The following is a 14,647-nucleotide window of genomic DNA, read 5'->3' as shown; positions in this document are numbered from 1 at the left end:
TATCAAAAAAGTAAGAAGGACCCTTAGGCCCTTAATTACTCTGTTACTAAACTCTTTTCATATTCTTCAAAAATAGCATCTTGGATTTTTTTCCTAGTAGCAGCATTAATTGGATGAGCAATATCTCTAAACTCACCATCTACCATTTTTCTACTAGGCATGGCAATAAATAGTCCGTTTTGTCCTTCAATAATTTTAATATCATGTACAACAAATTCATCGTCAAAAGTAACAGATACTATTGCTTTCATTTTTCCCTCTTCTGTAACTTTTCTAATTCTTACGTCGGTAACTTTCACTGTCCATTTCACCACCTTCCATGGAAGTCAGAATGATTATTAAATATTCTTTATATTCTCTAAGTTTTCCGAAAATCCTTCTTATTTAGAAAATTTTTTTAATTTTTTGTTCAATTTACAAAAATTCGGTGTTAAAATAACTTTTTTCTCTTCCTCATCTATTTTTTCCATAGTCAAAAGGGATATATAATTGTCTACCAGTTTCTTTTCAGGAAATTTCGTAGCTATTAAAACACAAGTTCCTACAACGCTAGCCTTAAACTCTGACATCATTTCATATACTCCTTTAAAAGTTCCTCCACCTCTCATAAAATCATCAACGATTAATACTTTTGAATTTTCCTTCAAAGATTTTTTAGATAAGGACATAGTTTGAACCATTTTTGTGGACCCAGAAACATAATTTATATTAACTGTGGAACCTTCAGTGATTTTTATATTCTTTCTTATAATAACCAAAGGTACATTTAAAACTTCTGCTGTCATTAATGCTAAAGGTATTCCCTTAGTTTCTATAGTCACTATATAATCTATATGCTTATCAATAAATTTATTTGCAATAATTAATCCTAATTTTTTAATTATTTCAGGATTATATAAAATATCTAGCATAAATATAAATCCTCCAGGAATTATCCTTTCTGGATTAGAAAGCTGAATAGATAAATCCTCTAAAGTTTGAATTAACTCTTCTTTTTTGATTTTAGGTATAAATTTTACACCTCCATTAGAACCAGTAATAGTTTCTACTAATCCTAAATCTAATTTTTCCAATAATTCTTTTAAAATAGCTACATCACCACTTATGCTAGATTTTCTTACGTTAAAAAGCTGGCAAAAATAGCTATAAGAAAATATCTTATTTGGATTTCTAGTAAGTATATTCATTAAAGCTCCAACTCTTTCATTCCTCTTAAGTTTTTCCATTGCATCATCTCCCATAAAAGATTATGTGATATGTATAATACTTCTACACGAATACAAGATTTCCTTTTTATTATTTTTATATTATGATATAATCTATCAGTGACAAAATAATTCCAATCGAATAAAATAATATAAATGCACAAGTTGGTAATAATAAAAAAAGAAGCAATTACTTAAATATTTAGGAGGTAAGTTTATGTTTACATTTTGCATAAATGACCATAAATACTCCCATGTACATTTTATCGGTATTGGTGGAATTAGTATGAGTGGTTTGGCAGAAATTTTGCTGACAGAAGGGTATAAAGTTTCTGGTTCTGATGCAAATAATAGTCATATTATTGAAAGATTAGAGAAGTTAGGTGCTGAAATTTACATAAATCATAGTATGGAAAATGTAAAGGGTGCCGATTTAATAGTATATACAGATGCAATTTCAAAAGATAATGAAGAGCTACTACAAGCTTATGAACTAGGTGTTCCTGTAGTAGATAGAGCTTTGTTTTTAGGAGCCTTAATGAATAACTATCACAACTCCATTGCTGTGTCTGGTACTCATGGCAAAACTACTACTACTAGTATGATAGCTACTATATTAAATCGTTCAGAATTAGACTCTACTATACTTTTAGGTGGTCAATTAGATGAAATTGGTGGTAATGTAAAACTAGGCAGTAAAAAGTACTTGTTAACTGAAGCCTGTGAGTATAAAGGCAATATTCTCAAATACTATCCTACTATGGCAATTATATTAAATATAGAAGAAGATCATCTTGATTATTTTAAAAACATAGATCATATTGTTGATACTTTTGTACAATACGGTTCTAATATCAAAGAAAACGGTTATTTAATAATAAATGAAGATGACATAAACGCTAAAAAAGTAATTGAAAATACAAAAGCTAATGTAGTAACTTTTGGAATTAATAATAAGTCTGATTATACTGCCGAAAATATATCCTTTTCAGAAGAAGGGTATCCATCCTTTATGTTAAATATCAGAGGAAAATCTTTATTTCCTATAACTTTAGGCGTAATGGGAATTCACAATGTATATAACGCTTTAGCTAGTATTGCAGCAGCAAATACTTCTGGTATATCAATGGAACTTATTCAAGAATCCATAGGTGATTATAAAGGAACTCATAGAAGACTTGAATTAAAGGGATATGCCAATGGTATTAAAATCATAGATGATTATGCTCATCATCCTACAGAAATTAAAGCTGCTTTAAAAGCTTTGAGAAATTCTACACAAGGCAATATTTGGTGTGTTTTTCAACCTCATACTTTTACAAGAATAAGACTATTATTAAACAACTTTGCAGAATCTTTTGGTGATGCCAATAAGGTTATTGTAACTGATATATATGCGGCTAGAGAAAAGGATACTGGATTAGTTCATTCAAAAGATTTAGCAAATGCTTTGACACAAAAAGGTATAGACGCTAAATATATATCTTCCTTTGAAGAAATAGAAACTTATCTAATGAACAACACAAAGGATAATGATATTATTGTCACTATGGGAGCTGGTAATGTTTACTCCATCGGCGATTCAATAATTGAACATAATAAAGAAAAGGAAAAAGAAGCAATATAGCATAAAACCCTTGTTTAAAGGGTGTAAACCATAGGGAAGTTTTATAAAACAAGTAGATTTAAAGCTATCATGACAAATCGTTTGAAAGTTTATTATTTAAAATAACCCTATAAACAAACTCCCCACAAATATAAGTAGTACTTGTATTTGTGGGGAGTTTTTCATGTTGTAAACCCGTAAATTGCAACAAGTTTTCTACTATACGGTCTGACAGGTGTTTTACACACTAATGTTGAAGAACAACTTTTGCAAGAATGTAAATTAGAAATAGAACACCTTGTTTTTTGATACTGGGAATTTGAATTTTCAAAGGGGGTAATGTTATGGCATATGTTCATCTTCATCCTATTAAACAATTTGACTTTCAAATAAATAGAATTTTAACCTATGGAGATAAAGCTTGCAATATAGAAGAAATTAAGAGTGTTGTGCCGAATATAAAAGATTTAGATTCATGGTATGAAGAATGGTATGGCTTAGGAAAAATAGCAGAATCGGAAGGTAGATATTTACACGCAGCTTATTATTATCGTTTGGCAGAATTTTTCTTAAAGGAATGTCCTGAAAAAGAAGATATGTATCAAAAATCCATTGAAAACTTTCATAAGGTTATTGATTTAGATTATTCCATGAGAACTGAATACATACCATACCAAAATACTACGATGAAAACCTTTATCTTTGAAGCAGAAAATTCTGTTGGAAATCTCGTTATATTCGGTGGATATGATTCCTTTATTGAAGAATTTTATCTTTACCTCAAAGAACTATCTGCAAGTGGATATAATATTTATCTTTTTGAAGGACCTGGGCAAGGCTCTACATTAAAGAATGGTCTCAAATTTGAGCCATTTTGGGAAAAACCAACCAGCGCTGTTTTAGATTACTTTGGACTTGATGATGTATGTATAGTCGGTATTTCGTGGGGTGGCTACTTAGCACTACGTGCAGCTGCATTCGATAAACGTATTTCTAAGGTTGTCGCCTATGACGTACTTTATGATGGTTTTGATTGTATGACAAACCCGCTGCCAAGCATTATAAAAATATTTATGAAATTCTTATTCGCTTTAAAAGCCAAAAACATTATCAACCTAATCATACAAAAGTTTATGGATAAAAAACTGATTATTAATTGGGCGGTATCCCATGGACAGTATATAACTGGAACTGATAATCCATTTGATTTTTATTCCCACTTAAAATTACATACATTAAAAGGTATAACAGAAAATGTCCAGTGTGATGTGCTTTTACTTGCAGGAGAGCAGGATCACTATATTCCCATAAAACATTTTGATATTTTAATGAACGAACTATCAAAGGCCAGAACATTAACTGGTAAAATTTTTACTGTAGAAGAAGGCGGTGCAGAACATTGTCAAGTCGGCAATCATACCCTTGCTTTTGATTTTATTTTAAAATGGCTGCATGAATTATCATAAGTAAATTTAGGTATATCCTAATTGATTAATTTAATTTTTATTCACCTATAGAACAATAAAAAGCACAGGATACAACTTGTATCTTGTGCTAATTTAAAATGAATTGTAACTTCTCTGTAATCCTGATTTAATGGGATGGATTTACATTGTATATACCTTCTAGGATTTTTTTTGTCTCTTTAGGATTATGAATATAAAAGGATAAAACTTTTTTATCTATTTTTCTAAATTCTGGTTTTCCTGGCAATGTTGTAAATCTAAAATCTTCATTTTTTATTCCTATGGCATTCTTTCCATAAGCTAATCCTTCGAATAAATTTATATCTGTCTTTACATACTCAAATCCTTTTTTAATTACTACTGGTAACTTATAGGATAAACTTTTATCAACAAAAGATTTTAAAAATTGCTGCTGAGCATTTATCCTACCTAAATCGCCATCTATATAACCACCTTTATTATTATTTCCCTTCCTATATCTTAAAAATTGTAAGGATTTTTTTCCATCTAATGTTTGTTTACCTTCTGCTATATTAATATAAAGAGGAGGCTTTGCTGTTGGATCACTGTATTTCATAGGAAAAGGCACTACTACTTCTACTCCTCCTACAGAATCTATTATTTTTTCTACACCTTCATAGTCTAACATAACATAATGATGGATGGGAACCTTTTCTAATATATAGCTTACGGTTTTTTTTACTCCTGACACGCCATGATCTCCATATACAGAATTTATTTTTCTTTGTTCTCCCCTATTATAACCTTTCCTATGAATATAAGTATCTCTAGGTATAGAAACTAAATCTACTTTTTTAGTGTCAGGACAGAAAGAAACAAATAAAATTGCATCCGTTCTTACATCTTCCATACCTAAAAAAATAAAGTTAACCCTATTACTCTTTTCTACAGCTTCTTCTAAAGAAGTATAAAATTCAGGTTCCTTGACTTTTACTTCTTCTACTGTGTCTTTTTTTGTTAACCCTCTATTTATTAATTCATTTTCATATACAATATCTCCTAAGTTATTAGGTATATCTATATCTATATCTTTCTCTTTTAAATATGAATAAGAACCAAGAAATATAGCAATAAAAAAACAGATAAAGGATATTATAAAAACTTTTAGAAAAGTTTTCATCTAATAGCCACCTTTCAAAAGAACTACTATTTTAATATATTGTAACCAATCTGTTTTTTTATATAGCAAAAATCCTCCAGTTTTCACTGGAGGATTCAAATTTATTTAGAATAATCAAAGAAACCTTTTTTAGTTTTTCTTCCTAATAGTCCACCTCTAACCATCTTTCTTAGTAGTGGATGAGCTCTATATTTAGAATCACCAAATTCATTGTATAATACATCCATTATAGCTAAACAAACGTCCAATCCAATTAAATCTGCTAAAGCTAATGGTCCCATTGGATGATTTGCTCCTAACTTCATAGCCTCGTCTATATCAGCAGCTTTCGCTACACCGTCACCAAGAATTCCTACTGCTTCATTTATCATAGGTATTAAAATTCTATTAACTACAAAACCAGGAGCTTCTTCTACCTCTACAGGAGTTTTTCCAAGTTCTTTAGATAATTCCACTATAGTATTTTTAGTTTCTTCGGAAGTAGCAATTCCTTTAATAACTTCTACTAATTTCATCATTGGAACTGGATTGAAAAAGTGCATTCCAATTACTTTATCTGGTCTATTAGTTGAGTTAGCTATTTCTGTTATTGATAAGGATGAAGTATTTGTTGCAAGGATAGCTTCCGCTTTACATAATTCATCAAGTTTTTTAAAGGTATCTTTTTTAACACACATATCTTCAGATATTGCTTCTATTACTAAATCACAATCTTTTAAATCTTCGTAACATGTGGTAATGGATATTTTACTTAGAGCGTTATCCATTGCTTCTTTTGTCATTCTTTCTTTTTGAACAAGTCTATCTAAATTTTTTTCAACAACTTTAATACTAGCTCTTGGATTAGCTTCGTCAATAGTTCTTACCCACATAACTACTTCATAATCCTTTTCTGCAAATATTTGAACTATTCCAGAAGCCATAGTTCCTCTTCCAAGTATTCCAATTTTTTTCATAAAAGCACCTCCAAAATTATCTTAATTTATAGTTAGGTGTACGTTTCTCTAAAAACGCCCCCATACCTTCTTTTTGATCTTCTGTAGCAAAACACAATCCAAATAAATCCTTCTCAATGGCCATTCCTGTTTCTAAATCCGTTTCTATTCCTCTATTTATTGCTGCCTTTGAATATCTTACGGCTAATTGCCCTTTAGATAAGATTTTATTTGCCACTTCTACAGCTTCCTTCATTAAGTCTTCTAGTGGTACTACCTTATTAACTAATCCTATTCTATAAGCTTCTTCAGCATCAACTATATCACAAGTAAATATCAATTCTTTAGCTTTTCCTATACCAACCAATCTAGATAATCTTTGAGTTCCAGCAAAACCAGGAGTTATTCCTAATCCTACTTCTGGCTGTCCAAACTTAGCTTTTTCAGAAGCAATTCTAATATCACAGCACATAGAAAGTTCACAGCCTCCACCTAATGCAAATCCATTAATAGCTGCAATTACTGGTTTTTCCATTAATTCAATCTTTCTAAAAATGCTTAGTCCTTTTTCTGCAAAACATCTTGCTTCTTGGGGGTTCATACCTTTCATTTCTCCAATATCTGCCCCTGCAACAAAAGCCCTTCCTTCTCCAGTAAGTATTATTATATGTATCTCTTCATCTTTTTCAATAACTTCTATTGCATCTTTTAACTCATCTAATACTTGGGAGTTTAATGCGTTTAAAGCGTTTGGTCTGTTAATAGATAATATGCCTATGTTTCCTTCTTTTTTTAATAATAAGTTTTCCCAGTTCATCCAATCTCCTCCTATCGGAAATAAACTTTGTTTATATTTTATCAAATAAAAAACAATAAATCAACTAAGATTGATATATTATTAACAACTTCTTTTTTCTTTCTTTTATTATATCACTTTTCTAGCCCCTTGGGGTATAATAGATATATAAAATTATTAAAGAGGTGATTAAATGTTGGATTATATTTACAATCGTCATAGTATTAGAAAATTTCAAGATAAAGAAGTTCCAATGGAAGATTTAAAAAAAATTCTTAAGGCCGCCACTCAAGCTCCTTCAGGAAAGAACCTTCAAAATTGGCACTTTGTTGTTGTAAAAAATAAAGAAAAATTAAACCATATTGCTAAGATAATTGAGGATAAGGTTAACACTGCTGCAAGAAAAATAAAAGACGAAGAAAAGAAAAGTAAACTTTTATCATATCTTAACTTCTGTACTTTTTTTAAAGCGGCTCCACTAACAGTATTTTTATTTGTTGGACCTTATCCTATAACTGGTGCTGAAATCTTTTTAGGAGAAAATGCAACTGAAAAAGATATTGCTGCTTTTTCTTCTCATAATCCAGGAATTCAAAATATTGGAGCTGCCATGGAAAATTTATTATTAGCTGCTGCATCTTTAGGATATGGTGGTTGCTGGATGACAGGTCCTATGTTTGCTAAAGCTGAAATTCAAGAATATTTAGGTTTTACAAAGGAAGGTTATTCTTTAGCTTGTATGACTCCTATAGGTGTTCCAGTAGAATCTGAATTACATAGCCCTAAAAGAAAACCTTTAGAAGAAGTAGTCACTATAATTGAATAAAATAGTAAAAGGAATGGTTTTTCAACCATTCCTTTTACTATTTTAAATAATTAGACTTCCTATTATTAGTAGCCTGGCTTTCCTAGCAATCTAAACATATTTTTTTTATATTCTTCTACCCCTGGTTGGTCAAAGGGATTTACCCCTAAAGTGTATCCACTTATGGCACAAGCTTTTTCAAAAAAGTATACTAATTTTCCAAAATAATATTCATTAACTTCTGGGACATTTATTATTATATTTGGAACGTTCCCTTTAGTATGAGCCATTAAAGTTCCTTCAAAAGCTCTTTTATTTACGAAATCTATAGTTTTTCCTTTAAGAAAGTTAAGTCCATCTAGATTTAATTTATCCTCTTTTATCTCTAGATCTTTTTTAGGCTTTTCTACATTAATTGTAGTTTCAAATAAATTTCTTTTACCGTCTTGAATTAATTGTCCCAAGGAATGAAGGTCTGTAGTGAAATTAGCAGCTGCAGGATAAATTCCTTTCCCGTCTTTGCCTTCACTTTCCCCATAGAGTTGCTTCCACCATTCAGATAAATAATATAAATATGGTTCATAACTTACAAGAATCTCAATGTCTTTTCCTTTATTATACAAAATATTTCTAAGAGCTGCATACTGGTAACATATGTTATCCTCCATATCTGGATTTGAATACTCTTTCATTCCAGAATAGGCTCCTTCCATTAGATTATCTATATCTATTCCTGCTACTGCTATTGGTAAAAGACCTACTGATGTTAATATGGAGTATCTTCCTCCTATATTGTCCGGAATTACAAAGGAAGTATAGCCTTCTTTTTCTGTCAGTTCTCTTAACGCTCCTTTAGACTTGTCTGTAGTTGCATATATTCTATTTTTAGCTTCTTCTCTTCCATACTTATTTTCCATATATTCTTTAAAAATTCTAAAGGCTATAGCTGGTTCTGTAGTTGTTCCCGATTTAGATATTACATTTAAACTGATATTTTTCCCTTCTATTACATCAAATAGATCTAGTATATAAGAACTGCTTATATTATTTCCCACATAATAAATTTCCGGAGTCTTTCTTTTTTCTTTAGATAATATGTTATAAAAAGAATGACTAAGTGCTTCTATACATGCTCTAGCACCCAAGTATGATCCACCTATTCCAATGACTATTAAGACATCGGAATCATCTTTAATTTTGTTCGCAGCTTCTTTTATTTTGTTAAATTCCTCTTTATCGTAGTCCTTAGGCAGATCTACCCACCCAATGAAATCCTTTCCAGGACCTCTACCACTATGTAAAAGTTCTTGGCTATCACAAATAAATGATTTAATATGATCTAATTCATGTTTTTCAATAAAAGAATTAGTATAATCAAGGCTAATATTCATTCTTTATCCTCCTTAAAAAATCCCAGAATTGTCCATTCTGGGATTTTGCTATTCGATTACTTCCATTAACACTAGAGCAAAATCATCTTCTTGTTCGCCCCAACTATGGTTTATAATATTTTCCTCAATTTCTTTTAATATATTATTATTTTTACTATAAATAGCTTCCATAACTCCTTCTACACCAAAATCTTTTCCGCTTTTATCTTTAGCTTCCGTTATTCCATCTGTATAAAATAGTATTTTATCTTCTTTTTTTAGTTGAATTTTCTTTTCTTCGTATGATATTTCATTAAATATAAGAGATATAGGATAGCCTTTAACCTTCAATAACTCTACATCATCATTACCATATTTTATAGGAATACAATTATGACCTGCATTAGCATATTTAAATTGGTAAGTTTCTTTATTAAATACTCCATAAAAAATAGTAAAATATTTATCTACTTCTAGATTTAAAGTACTAAATCTACGATGAAGCTCAGATAAAGCAATAGATGGACTTAATATATCATCTTTTATAGCTCTCATAGTCTGTCTAATAAACATAGTCATCATAGAAGCAGCTATACCATGACCAGCTACATCGCTAATATATATACCTATATTTTCTTCATCTACATGAAAAACATCAAACATATCTCCACTTAGCATTTCTGAAGGCTTATATAAATAATCTACTTTTAGCTTTTCTAGAGTATCTTTACTTGGCAAAATCTTTTCTTGTATCTTCTTTGCAAACAATAAGTCTTTGCTCATCTTCTTATTCTTTTCTATTAACTCAAGTTCCAACTTTCTTTCACGAGTTACATCTCTAAAAACTTCAACAGCAGCAAATATTTCTCCATTACAATTAAGAACAGGAGAAGATTTCACAGAAAAGTATCTACCATTAATCTTTTCTTCTTTTTGAACTATTTCTCCAGTAGCCATGCTTCTCTCTGCAATACAAAATCTACAGGGTTTTTCTTTACCATGAACTTGGTAGCACTTAGTACCAATAATATTATCTCCTACAGCTTCTTTCATAGTCTTGTTGGCATAGATAATAATACCTTCTTTATTTACAACTCTAACCCAGTCTGCCATACTTTCTAGTACATGATAATTTAACATGCTATACTCTTCTACCTTGCTTTCTACAAGATTTAAAATCTCTTTTCTTAACATACCAATCACCTATATGAAATATTTGGTACTTCTACTCATAATAACATATTCTCAAAAAGATTACAAAGAATTTTTTAACTATTCTTTATTTTCAACAGTTAAAATATTACTTATTCTTTTCTAAGAACATATGTACTTACCTATATATTATACCATTTTTTAAATAATTTCTATAGATATGTTAAGCAAAGTCTCTTACTATAGAACTAAAAATATATTAAAGAAAGAAATCTCTAAATTTATATCAAATAATCTCGTTATTGTCCCATAAATTCATTAATCTTATAGCTTTGATACTTAACTTTATTACCAAAATATAGTATCATATATATATTAAAACAGGAAAGGAGCTTTATTTTATGAAAGAAAAGGAAAACTTACTTAATCAGTTAAAGATGAAATTTATTTTAATTACCTTTACAGTAGTATTCATCGGCATAATTGCTTCTAATGCCATATTTTCTGTAATTGAAAGTTTTTTAAAAACTAGTCCAGCATTATCACTAATTCTTTCTGCATTGATAAATATGGGAATTATTGGATTAGTTGGATACATAATATTTGACAGGCTGGTATTCAAGTATTTAAATCAGTTATCCAGTACTATAGGGGATGTCGCTAAAGGGGATTTCAGTCAGCTAAAAGAAGTTAAGAATAAAAAGGAATTTTCTGGACTTAATAAATCTATAGATACTATAATAGAAAATAGTAAAAAGATGGCTAAAGACGTTAAAAAACAATCTGATATACTATCAACTAATGCACAAAATCTTTCTTTGGTCATAGAAGAAACTACTGAATCCGTGGAAAATATTTCTGTTAGCATTAATGAAATTGCCAAAGGTTCAGAAGATACTTCAAGAAATATAAATGAATTAGGAGATGCTATATCTAATTTAAATAATCTTTCTATAAACACAGAAAATTACACCGAAACAGCCACTGATCTTTCTTTATCCATGTCAAAAGCTGCTGTAACTGGGAATAAAGATATGGATAAAATTATAGATATGGTTAATCTAATGGACAATAGTACAAAGGATACCTTAACTATTATAAAGGAGCTAAATGAAGAGATTAATAATATTAATAGTATAGTACTAATAATTAATGAGATTGCTGAACAAACCAATTTATTAGCTTTAAATGCAGCTATTGAAGCAGCAAGAGCTGGAGAATTTGGACGTGGTTTTGCTGTCGTTGCAGAAGAAATTAGAAAGTTAGCAGATGCAACTCATAACTATTCACAAGAAATATCTGCCATTACTTCTAATGTTTCTACTAGTGGTCATAATGCAGTAGAAAGTATAGGACTTGTTAATACTGTTGTACAACAAGGAGTAGAAGTAGCTCAACTTACAAAAGGATCTTTCAATGATTTAATAAATAAAATAGATGAAATAAATAATTTAATAATGAAAATATCTGGAGCTGCTAAAGAGGTAAGAGATAATAGCGGTTATATTTTAGAAAGAGCTTCTGAAATATCAGCTATATCACAAGAAACAACAGCAGCTTCAGAAACAAGTGCAGCTGCTGTTGAAAACAACTTAGCTTCCATGGAAGAAATTACTTCTTCTATAGAAAATCTTTCTCAAATTGCTCAAGACTTACATCAAATGGTGGAATATGTTAAGCTTTAAAATCCACCCTTACTTCCTTTTCTTCTAAGTATCTTGCTAGAGCATATATTGCATCAGATAATCTATTTACGTATTTTATAACTAATGGATCTATTTCAGCAACATTAGACAAAGTAATAATTCTTCTTTCTGCCCTTCTACACACAGTTCTTGCTACGTGAAGATGGGCAGATTTTTTTCCTGAGCCAGGTACAATAAATCCTTTTGGATCATTTAACCTTCCCATATATTCATCAATTCTTTTCTCTAAAAAATTAATATCTTCTTCAACAATATGGTATTTTACCTTAGATTTATCTTCCGTAGCTAAATTGGTAGCTACAGTAAACAGTTTATTTTGTATGTGCTGTATTAAATCATATATCTCTTGATCTTCTACATAATTTTTAGCTAATCCTAAAAAGGAAACCAACTCATCTACAGTTCCATAACTTTCTACTCTTATATCATCCTTTGAAACCCTTTTATTGTCAAACAAACTAGTACTTCCTTTATCTCCTGTCTTAGTATAAATTCCCATGATGCTCCTCCTTCCAATTTTATATTTATATCCTCCTTTATTTCTTAGGAGGTCTATGTCCATAATATTGATAGTAATCTACCTTAATTCTTCCATTGAAAAGTTTTCTCTTTTTATCTGCCTTTTTCCCATAATATCTTTCAAAGTCTTCTTCTGAAGTTATTACGTATACAGACCAATTATCTAGCTGTATAAACTTATTACCCAAATCTTTATATAATAAAGCAATTTCCTTTTTTTCACCAATTCTTTCACCATAAGGAGGATTGCATACAACCACACCATATTCATTTTTTAATTCTATATCTCTCATATCCTTAACATAAAAGGTAATATCATCCTCCAAACCAAAATTAGCTGCATTTTCTCTAGCAATATCAATGGCATGTCTGTTTATATCAAAGCCCATTATATTTAACTTTATATTGCTTTTTATAGACTTAAAGGCTTCTTTTCTTGCTTCCGACCAATATTCTTTTTTAACTCTTGGCCATTCCTCCGATGCAAAATTTCTATCAAGACCAGGAGCAATATTTTTACCGATCATTGCAGCTTCAATAGGAATTGTTCCTGAGCCACAAAAAGGATCTAACAATAGTCTATCCTTATTCCAGAAACTTAATTGTATCAAAGCTGCTGCCAAAGTTTCTTTTAATGGAGCTTCTACACTTCTATCTCTATACCCTCTTTTATGAAGAGCATCACCAGAAGTATCTATTGTTAAAGTTGCAATATCTTTAAGTAAAGAAACTTGAATTTTAAACTTAGCACCAGTTTCCTCAAACCATTCTGTATTATACTTAGTCTTTAGTTTTTCTACTACTGCTTTTTTTACTATAGCTTGGCAGTCAGATATGCTAAATAATTTAGAGTCTACGCTCTTTCCTTCTACTGTAAACTCACCATCTTCAGTAATCCACTCATCCCAAGGTAGAGCTTTAGTTTTTTCAAAGAGTTCTTCAAAAGTTAAAGCCTTAAATTCCCCTACTTTAAGTAAAACTCTGTCTGCCGTTCTTAACCATAAATTAGCCCTAGGAATATCTTTTTCTGTTGCCTTAAAAGTTATTTTTCCGTTTTCCACCATTAAATCTTCATAACCTAAATTTATTAGTTCTCTCTTAACTACTGCCTCTAATCCAAAAGTAGAAGTAGCTATTAACTCTATTTTTTCCATTTTATCTCTCCATTCAATTAATAATCCAATTCTTATTATACTCTAAAATTAAAATAATTAGTTATTTATTGAGTATTTTTTTGACCATTTGGGTATATAAATTATTGAGTGTTTAAGAAATATAAATTGAACAAATTTAAGGAGGGTTACTATATGAAAAGTATAGGCAACTTATATCAAAGTGGAGATTGGAAGGGCGAAAAACACGTTCCAGTAATTCATGTTCCTGAAACAGTAAAGAAAGATGAATTAGTAGATTTAAGAGTAGTAGTTGGTGAAGAAATTTCCCACCCAAATACTTTAGAACATCACATTTTATGGATAAAAGTTTATTTCCATCCTGAAGGAGCTAAATTCCCAATAGAAGTAGGTACTTATAATTTTACAGCTCATGGTGAAGGATCAGTTTATAATGAGCCAGATGTACGTCTAAAATTCAAAGCTGAAAAGTCAGGTACAATCCATGCTACAAGCTATTGTAATATTCATGGATTATGGGAAAATACTGCAGAACTTAAAGTAGAGGACTAATTCAGTCCTCTTTTTTATTTACCCCCTTGACAAGGTTAATTTATTATATTAACATAATACATAAAATTATATACTATATATTAAGCAATGAAGGATATTAGTAGCTGTTTAAGGTGAATTCACAGAGAGTAGACTATTGGTGAGAAGTCTATAACCTATAGATAGCGAATTACAGTTCCAGAGTTTCAATAGTCGACTATTGCGGTTCCCACACGTTAAGTGGTTTGAGGCTTTATGCAAATTAAGGTGGTACCACGGGGT

General features: G+C 30.2%; 14 protein-coding genes and 1 other annotated feature (1 of these 15 only partly in view). Of the genes, 5 read left to right on the top strand and 9 right to left on the bottom strand.

The annotated features are described in order from the left end of the window. Positions 1 to 35: 35 nt before the first annotated feature. The gene (gene spoVG, locus KQI42_RS14765) at positions 36 to 299 is read right to left on the bottom strand and encodes a septation regulator SpoVG (RefSeq protein WP_216520989.1); all 264 of its coding nucleotides are present in this window, start codon (positions 297 to 299) and stop codon (positions 36 to 38) included. 81 nt (positions 300 to 380) lie between these two features. After that, positions 381 to 1,226 (bottom strand): pur operon repressor, encoded by an 846-nt coding sequence (gene purR / locus KQI42_RS14760; protein ID WP_216520988.1) that lies wholly within the window; start codon positions 1,224 to 1,226, stop codon positions 381 to 383. A gap of 196 nt (positions 1,227 to 1,422) precedes the next feature. On the opposite strand from purR, the gene murC reads away from it, so the two are divergent. Both murC and KQI42_RS14750 read left to right on the top strand, forming a co-directional pair. Continuing rightward, complete coding sequence (gene murC, locus KQI42_RS14755) at positions 1,423 to 2,832, top strand: UDP-N-acetylmuramate--L-alanine ligase (RefSeq protein WP_216520987.1); 1,410 nt, start codon at positions 1,423 to 1,425, stop codon at positions 2,830 to 2,832. 323 nt (positions 2,833 to 3,155) lie between these two features. Then, positions 3,156 to 4,277, top strand: coding sequence for an alpha/beta fold hydrolase (locus tag KQI42_RS14750; protein ID WP_216520986.1), 1,122 nt, complete (start codon positions 3,156 to 3,158; stop codon positions 4,275 to 4,277). Between the two features lie 127 nt (positions 4,278 to 4,404). Here KQI42_RS14750 and KQI42_RS14745 read toward each other — a convergent pair whose 3' ends face one another. The 3 genes from KQI42_RS14745 to KQI42_RS14735 form a co-directional block, all read right to left on the bottom strand. Then, entirely contained in the window at positions 4,405 to 5,418 is a 1,014-nt protein-coding gene (locus KQI42_RS14745) for an LCP family protein (RefSeq protein ID WP_216520985.1), read from the bottom strand. A 101-nt stretch (positions 5,419 to 5,519) separates the two neighbouring features. After that, positions 5,520 to 6,374 carry a 3-hydroxybutyryl-CoA dehydrogenase gene (locus KQI42_RS14740; RefSeq protein ID WP_216520984.1) on the bottom strand — a complete coding sequence of 285 codons (855 nt, stop codon included), beginning with the start codon at positions 6,372 to 6,374 and terminating at the stop codon, positions 5,520 to 5,522. Positions 6,375 to 6,390: 16 nt separating this feature from the next. After that, positions 6,391 to 7,170: a short-chain-enoyl-CoA hydratase gene (locus KQI42_RS14735; RefSeq protein WP_216520983.1), complete on the bottom strand. Its 780-nt coding sequence runs from the start codon at positions 7,168 to 7,170 to the stop codon at positions 6,391 to 6,393. Between the two features lie 172 nt (positions 7,171 to 7,342). Between KQI42_RS14735 and KQI42_RS14730 the strand changes: the two genes are divergently transcribed. Beyond that, complete coding sequence (locus tag KQI42_RS14730; RefSeq protein WP_216520982.1) at positions 7,343 to 7,975, top strand: nitroreductase family protein; 633 nt, start codon at positions 7,343 to 7,345, stop codon at positions 7,973 to 7,975. Between the two features lie 65 nt (positions 7,976 to 8,040). On the opposite strand, the gene KQI42_RS14725 is transcribed toward KQI42_RS14730, so the two are convergent. Then, positions 8,041 to 9,345 carry a glucose-6-phosphate isomerase gene (locus KQI42_RS14725; RefSeq protein ID WP_216520981.1) on the bottom strand — a complete coding sequence of 435 codons (1,305 nt, stop codon included), beginning with the start codon at positions 9,343 to 9,345 and terminating at the stop codon, positions 8,041 to 8,043. Between the two features lie 48 nt (positions 9,346 to 9,393). Continuing rightward, a complete protein-coding gene (locus KQI42_RS14720) occupies positions 9,394 to 10,518 on the bottom strand; it encodes a SpoIIE family protein phosphatase (protein WP_216520980.1) in 1,125 nt (374 codons plus the stop codon). 359 nt (positions 10,519 to 10,877) lie between these two features. On the opposite strand from KQI42_RS14720, the gene KQI42_RS14715 reads away from it, so the two are divergent. Next, positions 10,878 to 12,161, top strand: a complete 1,284-nt coding sequence (locus KQI42_RS14715; RefSeq protein ID WP_216520979.1) for a methyl-accepting chemotaxis protein — start codon at positions 10,878 to 10,880, stop codon at positions 12,159 to 12,161. Here KQI42_RS14715 and KQI42_RS14710 read toward each other — a convergent pair. Beyond that, a complete protein-coding gene (locus tag KQI42_RS14710; RefSeq protein WP_216520978.1) occupies positions 12,151 to 12,681 on the bottom strand; it encodes a cob(I)yrinic acid a,c-diamide adenosyltransferase in 531 nt (176 codons plus the stop codon). The two genes, KQI42_RS14715 and KQI42_RS14710, sit on opposite strands and share 11 nt — an antisense overlap. Positions 12,682 to 12,718: 37 nt before the next feature. Beyond that, positions 12,719 to 13,855, bottom strand: coding sequence for a THUMP domain-containing class I SAM-dependent RNA methyltransferase (locus tag KQI42_RS14705; RefSeq protein ID WP_216520977.1), 1,137 nt, complete (start codon positions 13,853 to 13,855; stop codon positions 12,719 to 12,721). 153 nt (positions 13,856 to 14,008) lie between these two features. Here KQI42_RS14705 and KQI42_RS14700 point away from each other — a divergent pair, with 153 nt between their 5' ends. Further along, a complete protein-coding gene (locus tag KQI42_RS14700; protein ID WP_216520976.1) occupies positions 14,009 to 14,386 on the top strand; it encodes a class II SORL domain-containing protein in 378 nt (125 codons plus the stop codon). A gap of 78 nt (positions 14,387 to 14,464) precedes the next feature. Next, positions 14,465 to 14,647, top strand: a binding site (T-box leader); it runs 17 nt beyond the window's last position.

This window comes from Tissierella simiarum (assembly GCF_018917865.1).
GTDB classification, from domain to species: domain Bacteria; phylum Bacillota; class Clostridia; order Tissierellales; family Tissierellaceae; genus Tissierella_C; species Tissierella_C simiarum.
The sequence above is the reverse complement of the archived record's forward strand: the minus strand, read 5'-3'. Positions and strand labels throughout refer to the sequence as shown.

What these genes read in the sequence shown, in the direction of transcription:
- purR (WP_216520988.1), bottom strand. Translation starts at nt 1,226, where the DNA reads ATGGAAAAACTTAAGAGGAATGAAAGAGTTGGAGCTTTAATGAATATA.
- murC (WP_216520987.1), top strand. Translation starts at nt 1,423, where the DNA reads ATGTTTACATTTTGCATAAATGACCATAAATACTCCCATGTACATTTT.
- KQI42_RS14750 (WP_216520986.1), top strand. Translation starts at nt 3,156, where the DNA reads ATGGCATATGTTCATCTTCATCCTATTAAACAATTTGACTTTCAAATA.
- KQI42_RS14745 (WP_216520985.1), bottom strand. Translation starts at nt 5,418, where the DNA reads ATGAAAACTTTTCTAAAAGTTTTTATAATATCCTTTATCTGTTTTTTT.
- KQI42_RS14740 (WP_216520984.1), bottom strand. Translation starts at nt 6,374, where the DNA reads ATGAAAAAAATTGGAATACTTGGAAGAGGAACTATGGCTTCTGGAATA.
- KQI42_RS14735 (WP_216520983.1), bottom strand. Translation starts at nt 7,170, where the DNA reads ATGAACTGGGAAAACTTATTATTAAAAAAAGAAGGAAACATAGGCATA.
- KQI42_RS14730 (WP_216520982.1), top strand. Translation starts at nt 7,343, where the DNA reads ATGTTGGATTATATTTACAATCGTCATAGTATTAGAAAATTTCAAGAT.
- KQI42_RS14725 (WP_216520981.1), bottom strand. Translation starts at nt 9,345, where the DNA reads ATGAATATTAGCCTTGATTATACTAATTCTTTTATTGAAAAACATGAA.
- KQI42_RS14720 (WP_216520980.1), bottom strand. Translation starts at nt 10,518, where the DNA reads ATGTTAAGAAAAGAGATTTTAAATCTTGTAGAAAGCAAGGTAGAAGAG.
- KQI42_RS14715 (WP_216520979.1), top strand. Translation starts at nt 10,878, where the DNA reads ATGAAAGAAAAGGAAAACTTACTTAATCAGTTAAAGATGAAATTTATT.
- KQI42_RS14710 (WP_216520978.1), bottom strand. Translation starts at nt 12,681, where the DNA reads ATGGGAATTTATACTAAGACAGGAGATAAAGGAAGTACTAGTTTGTTT.
- KQI42_RS14705 (WP_216520977.1), bottom strand. Translation starts at nt 13,855, where the DNA reads ATGGAAAAAATAGAGTTAATAGCTACTTCTACTTTTGGATTAGAGGCA.
- KQI42_RS14700 (WP_216520976.1), top strand. Translation starts at nt 14,009, where the DNA reads ATGAAAAGTATAGGCAACTTATATCAAAGTGGAGATTGGAAGGGCGAA.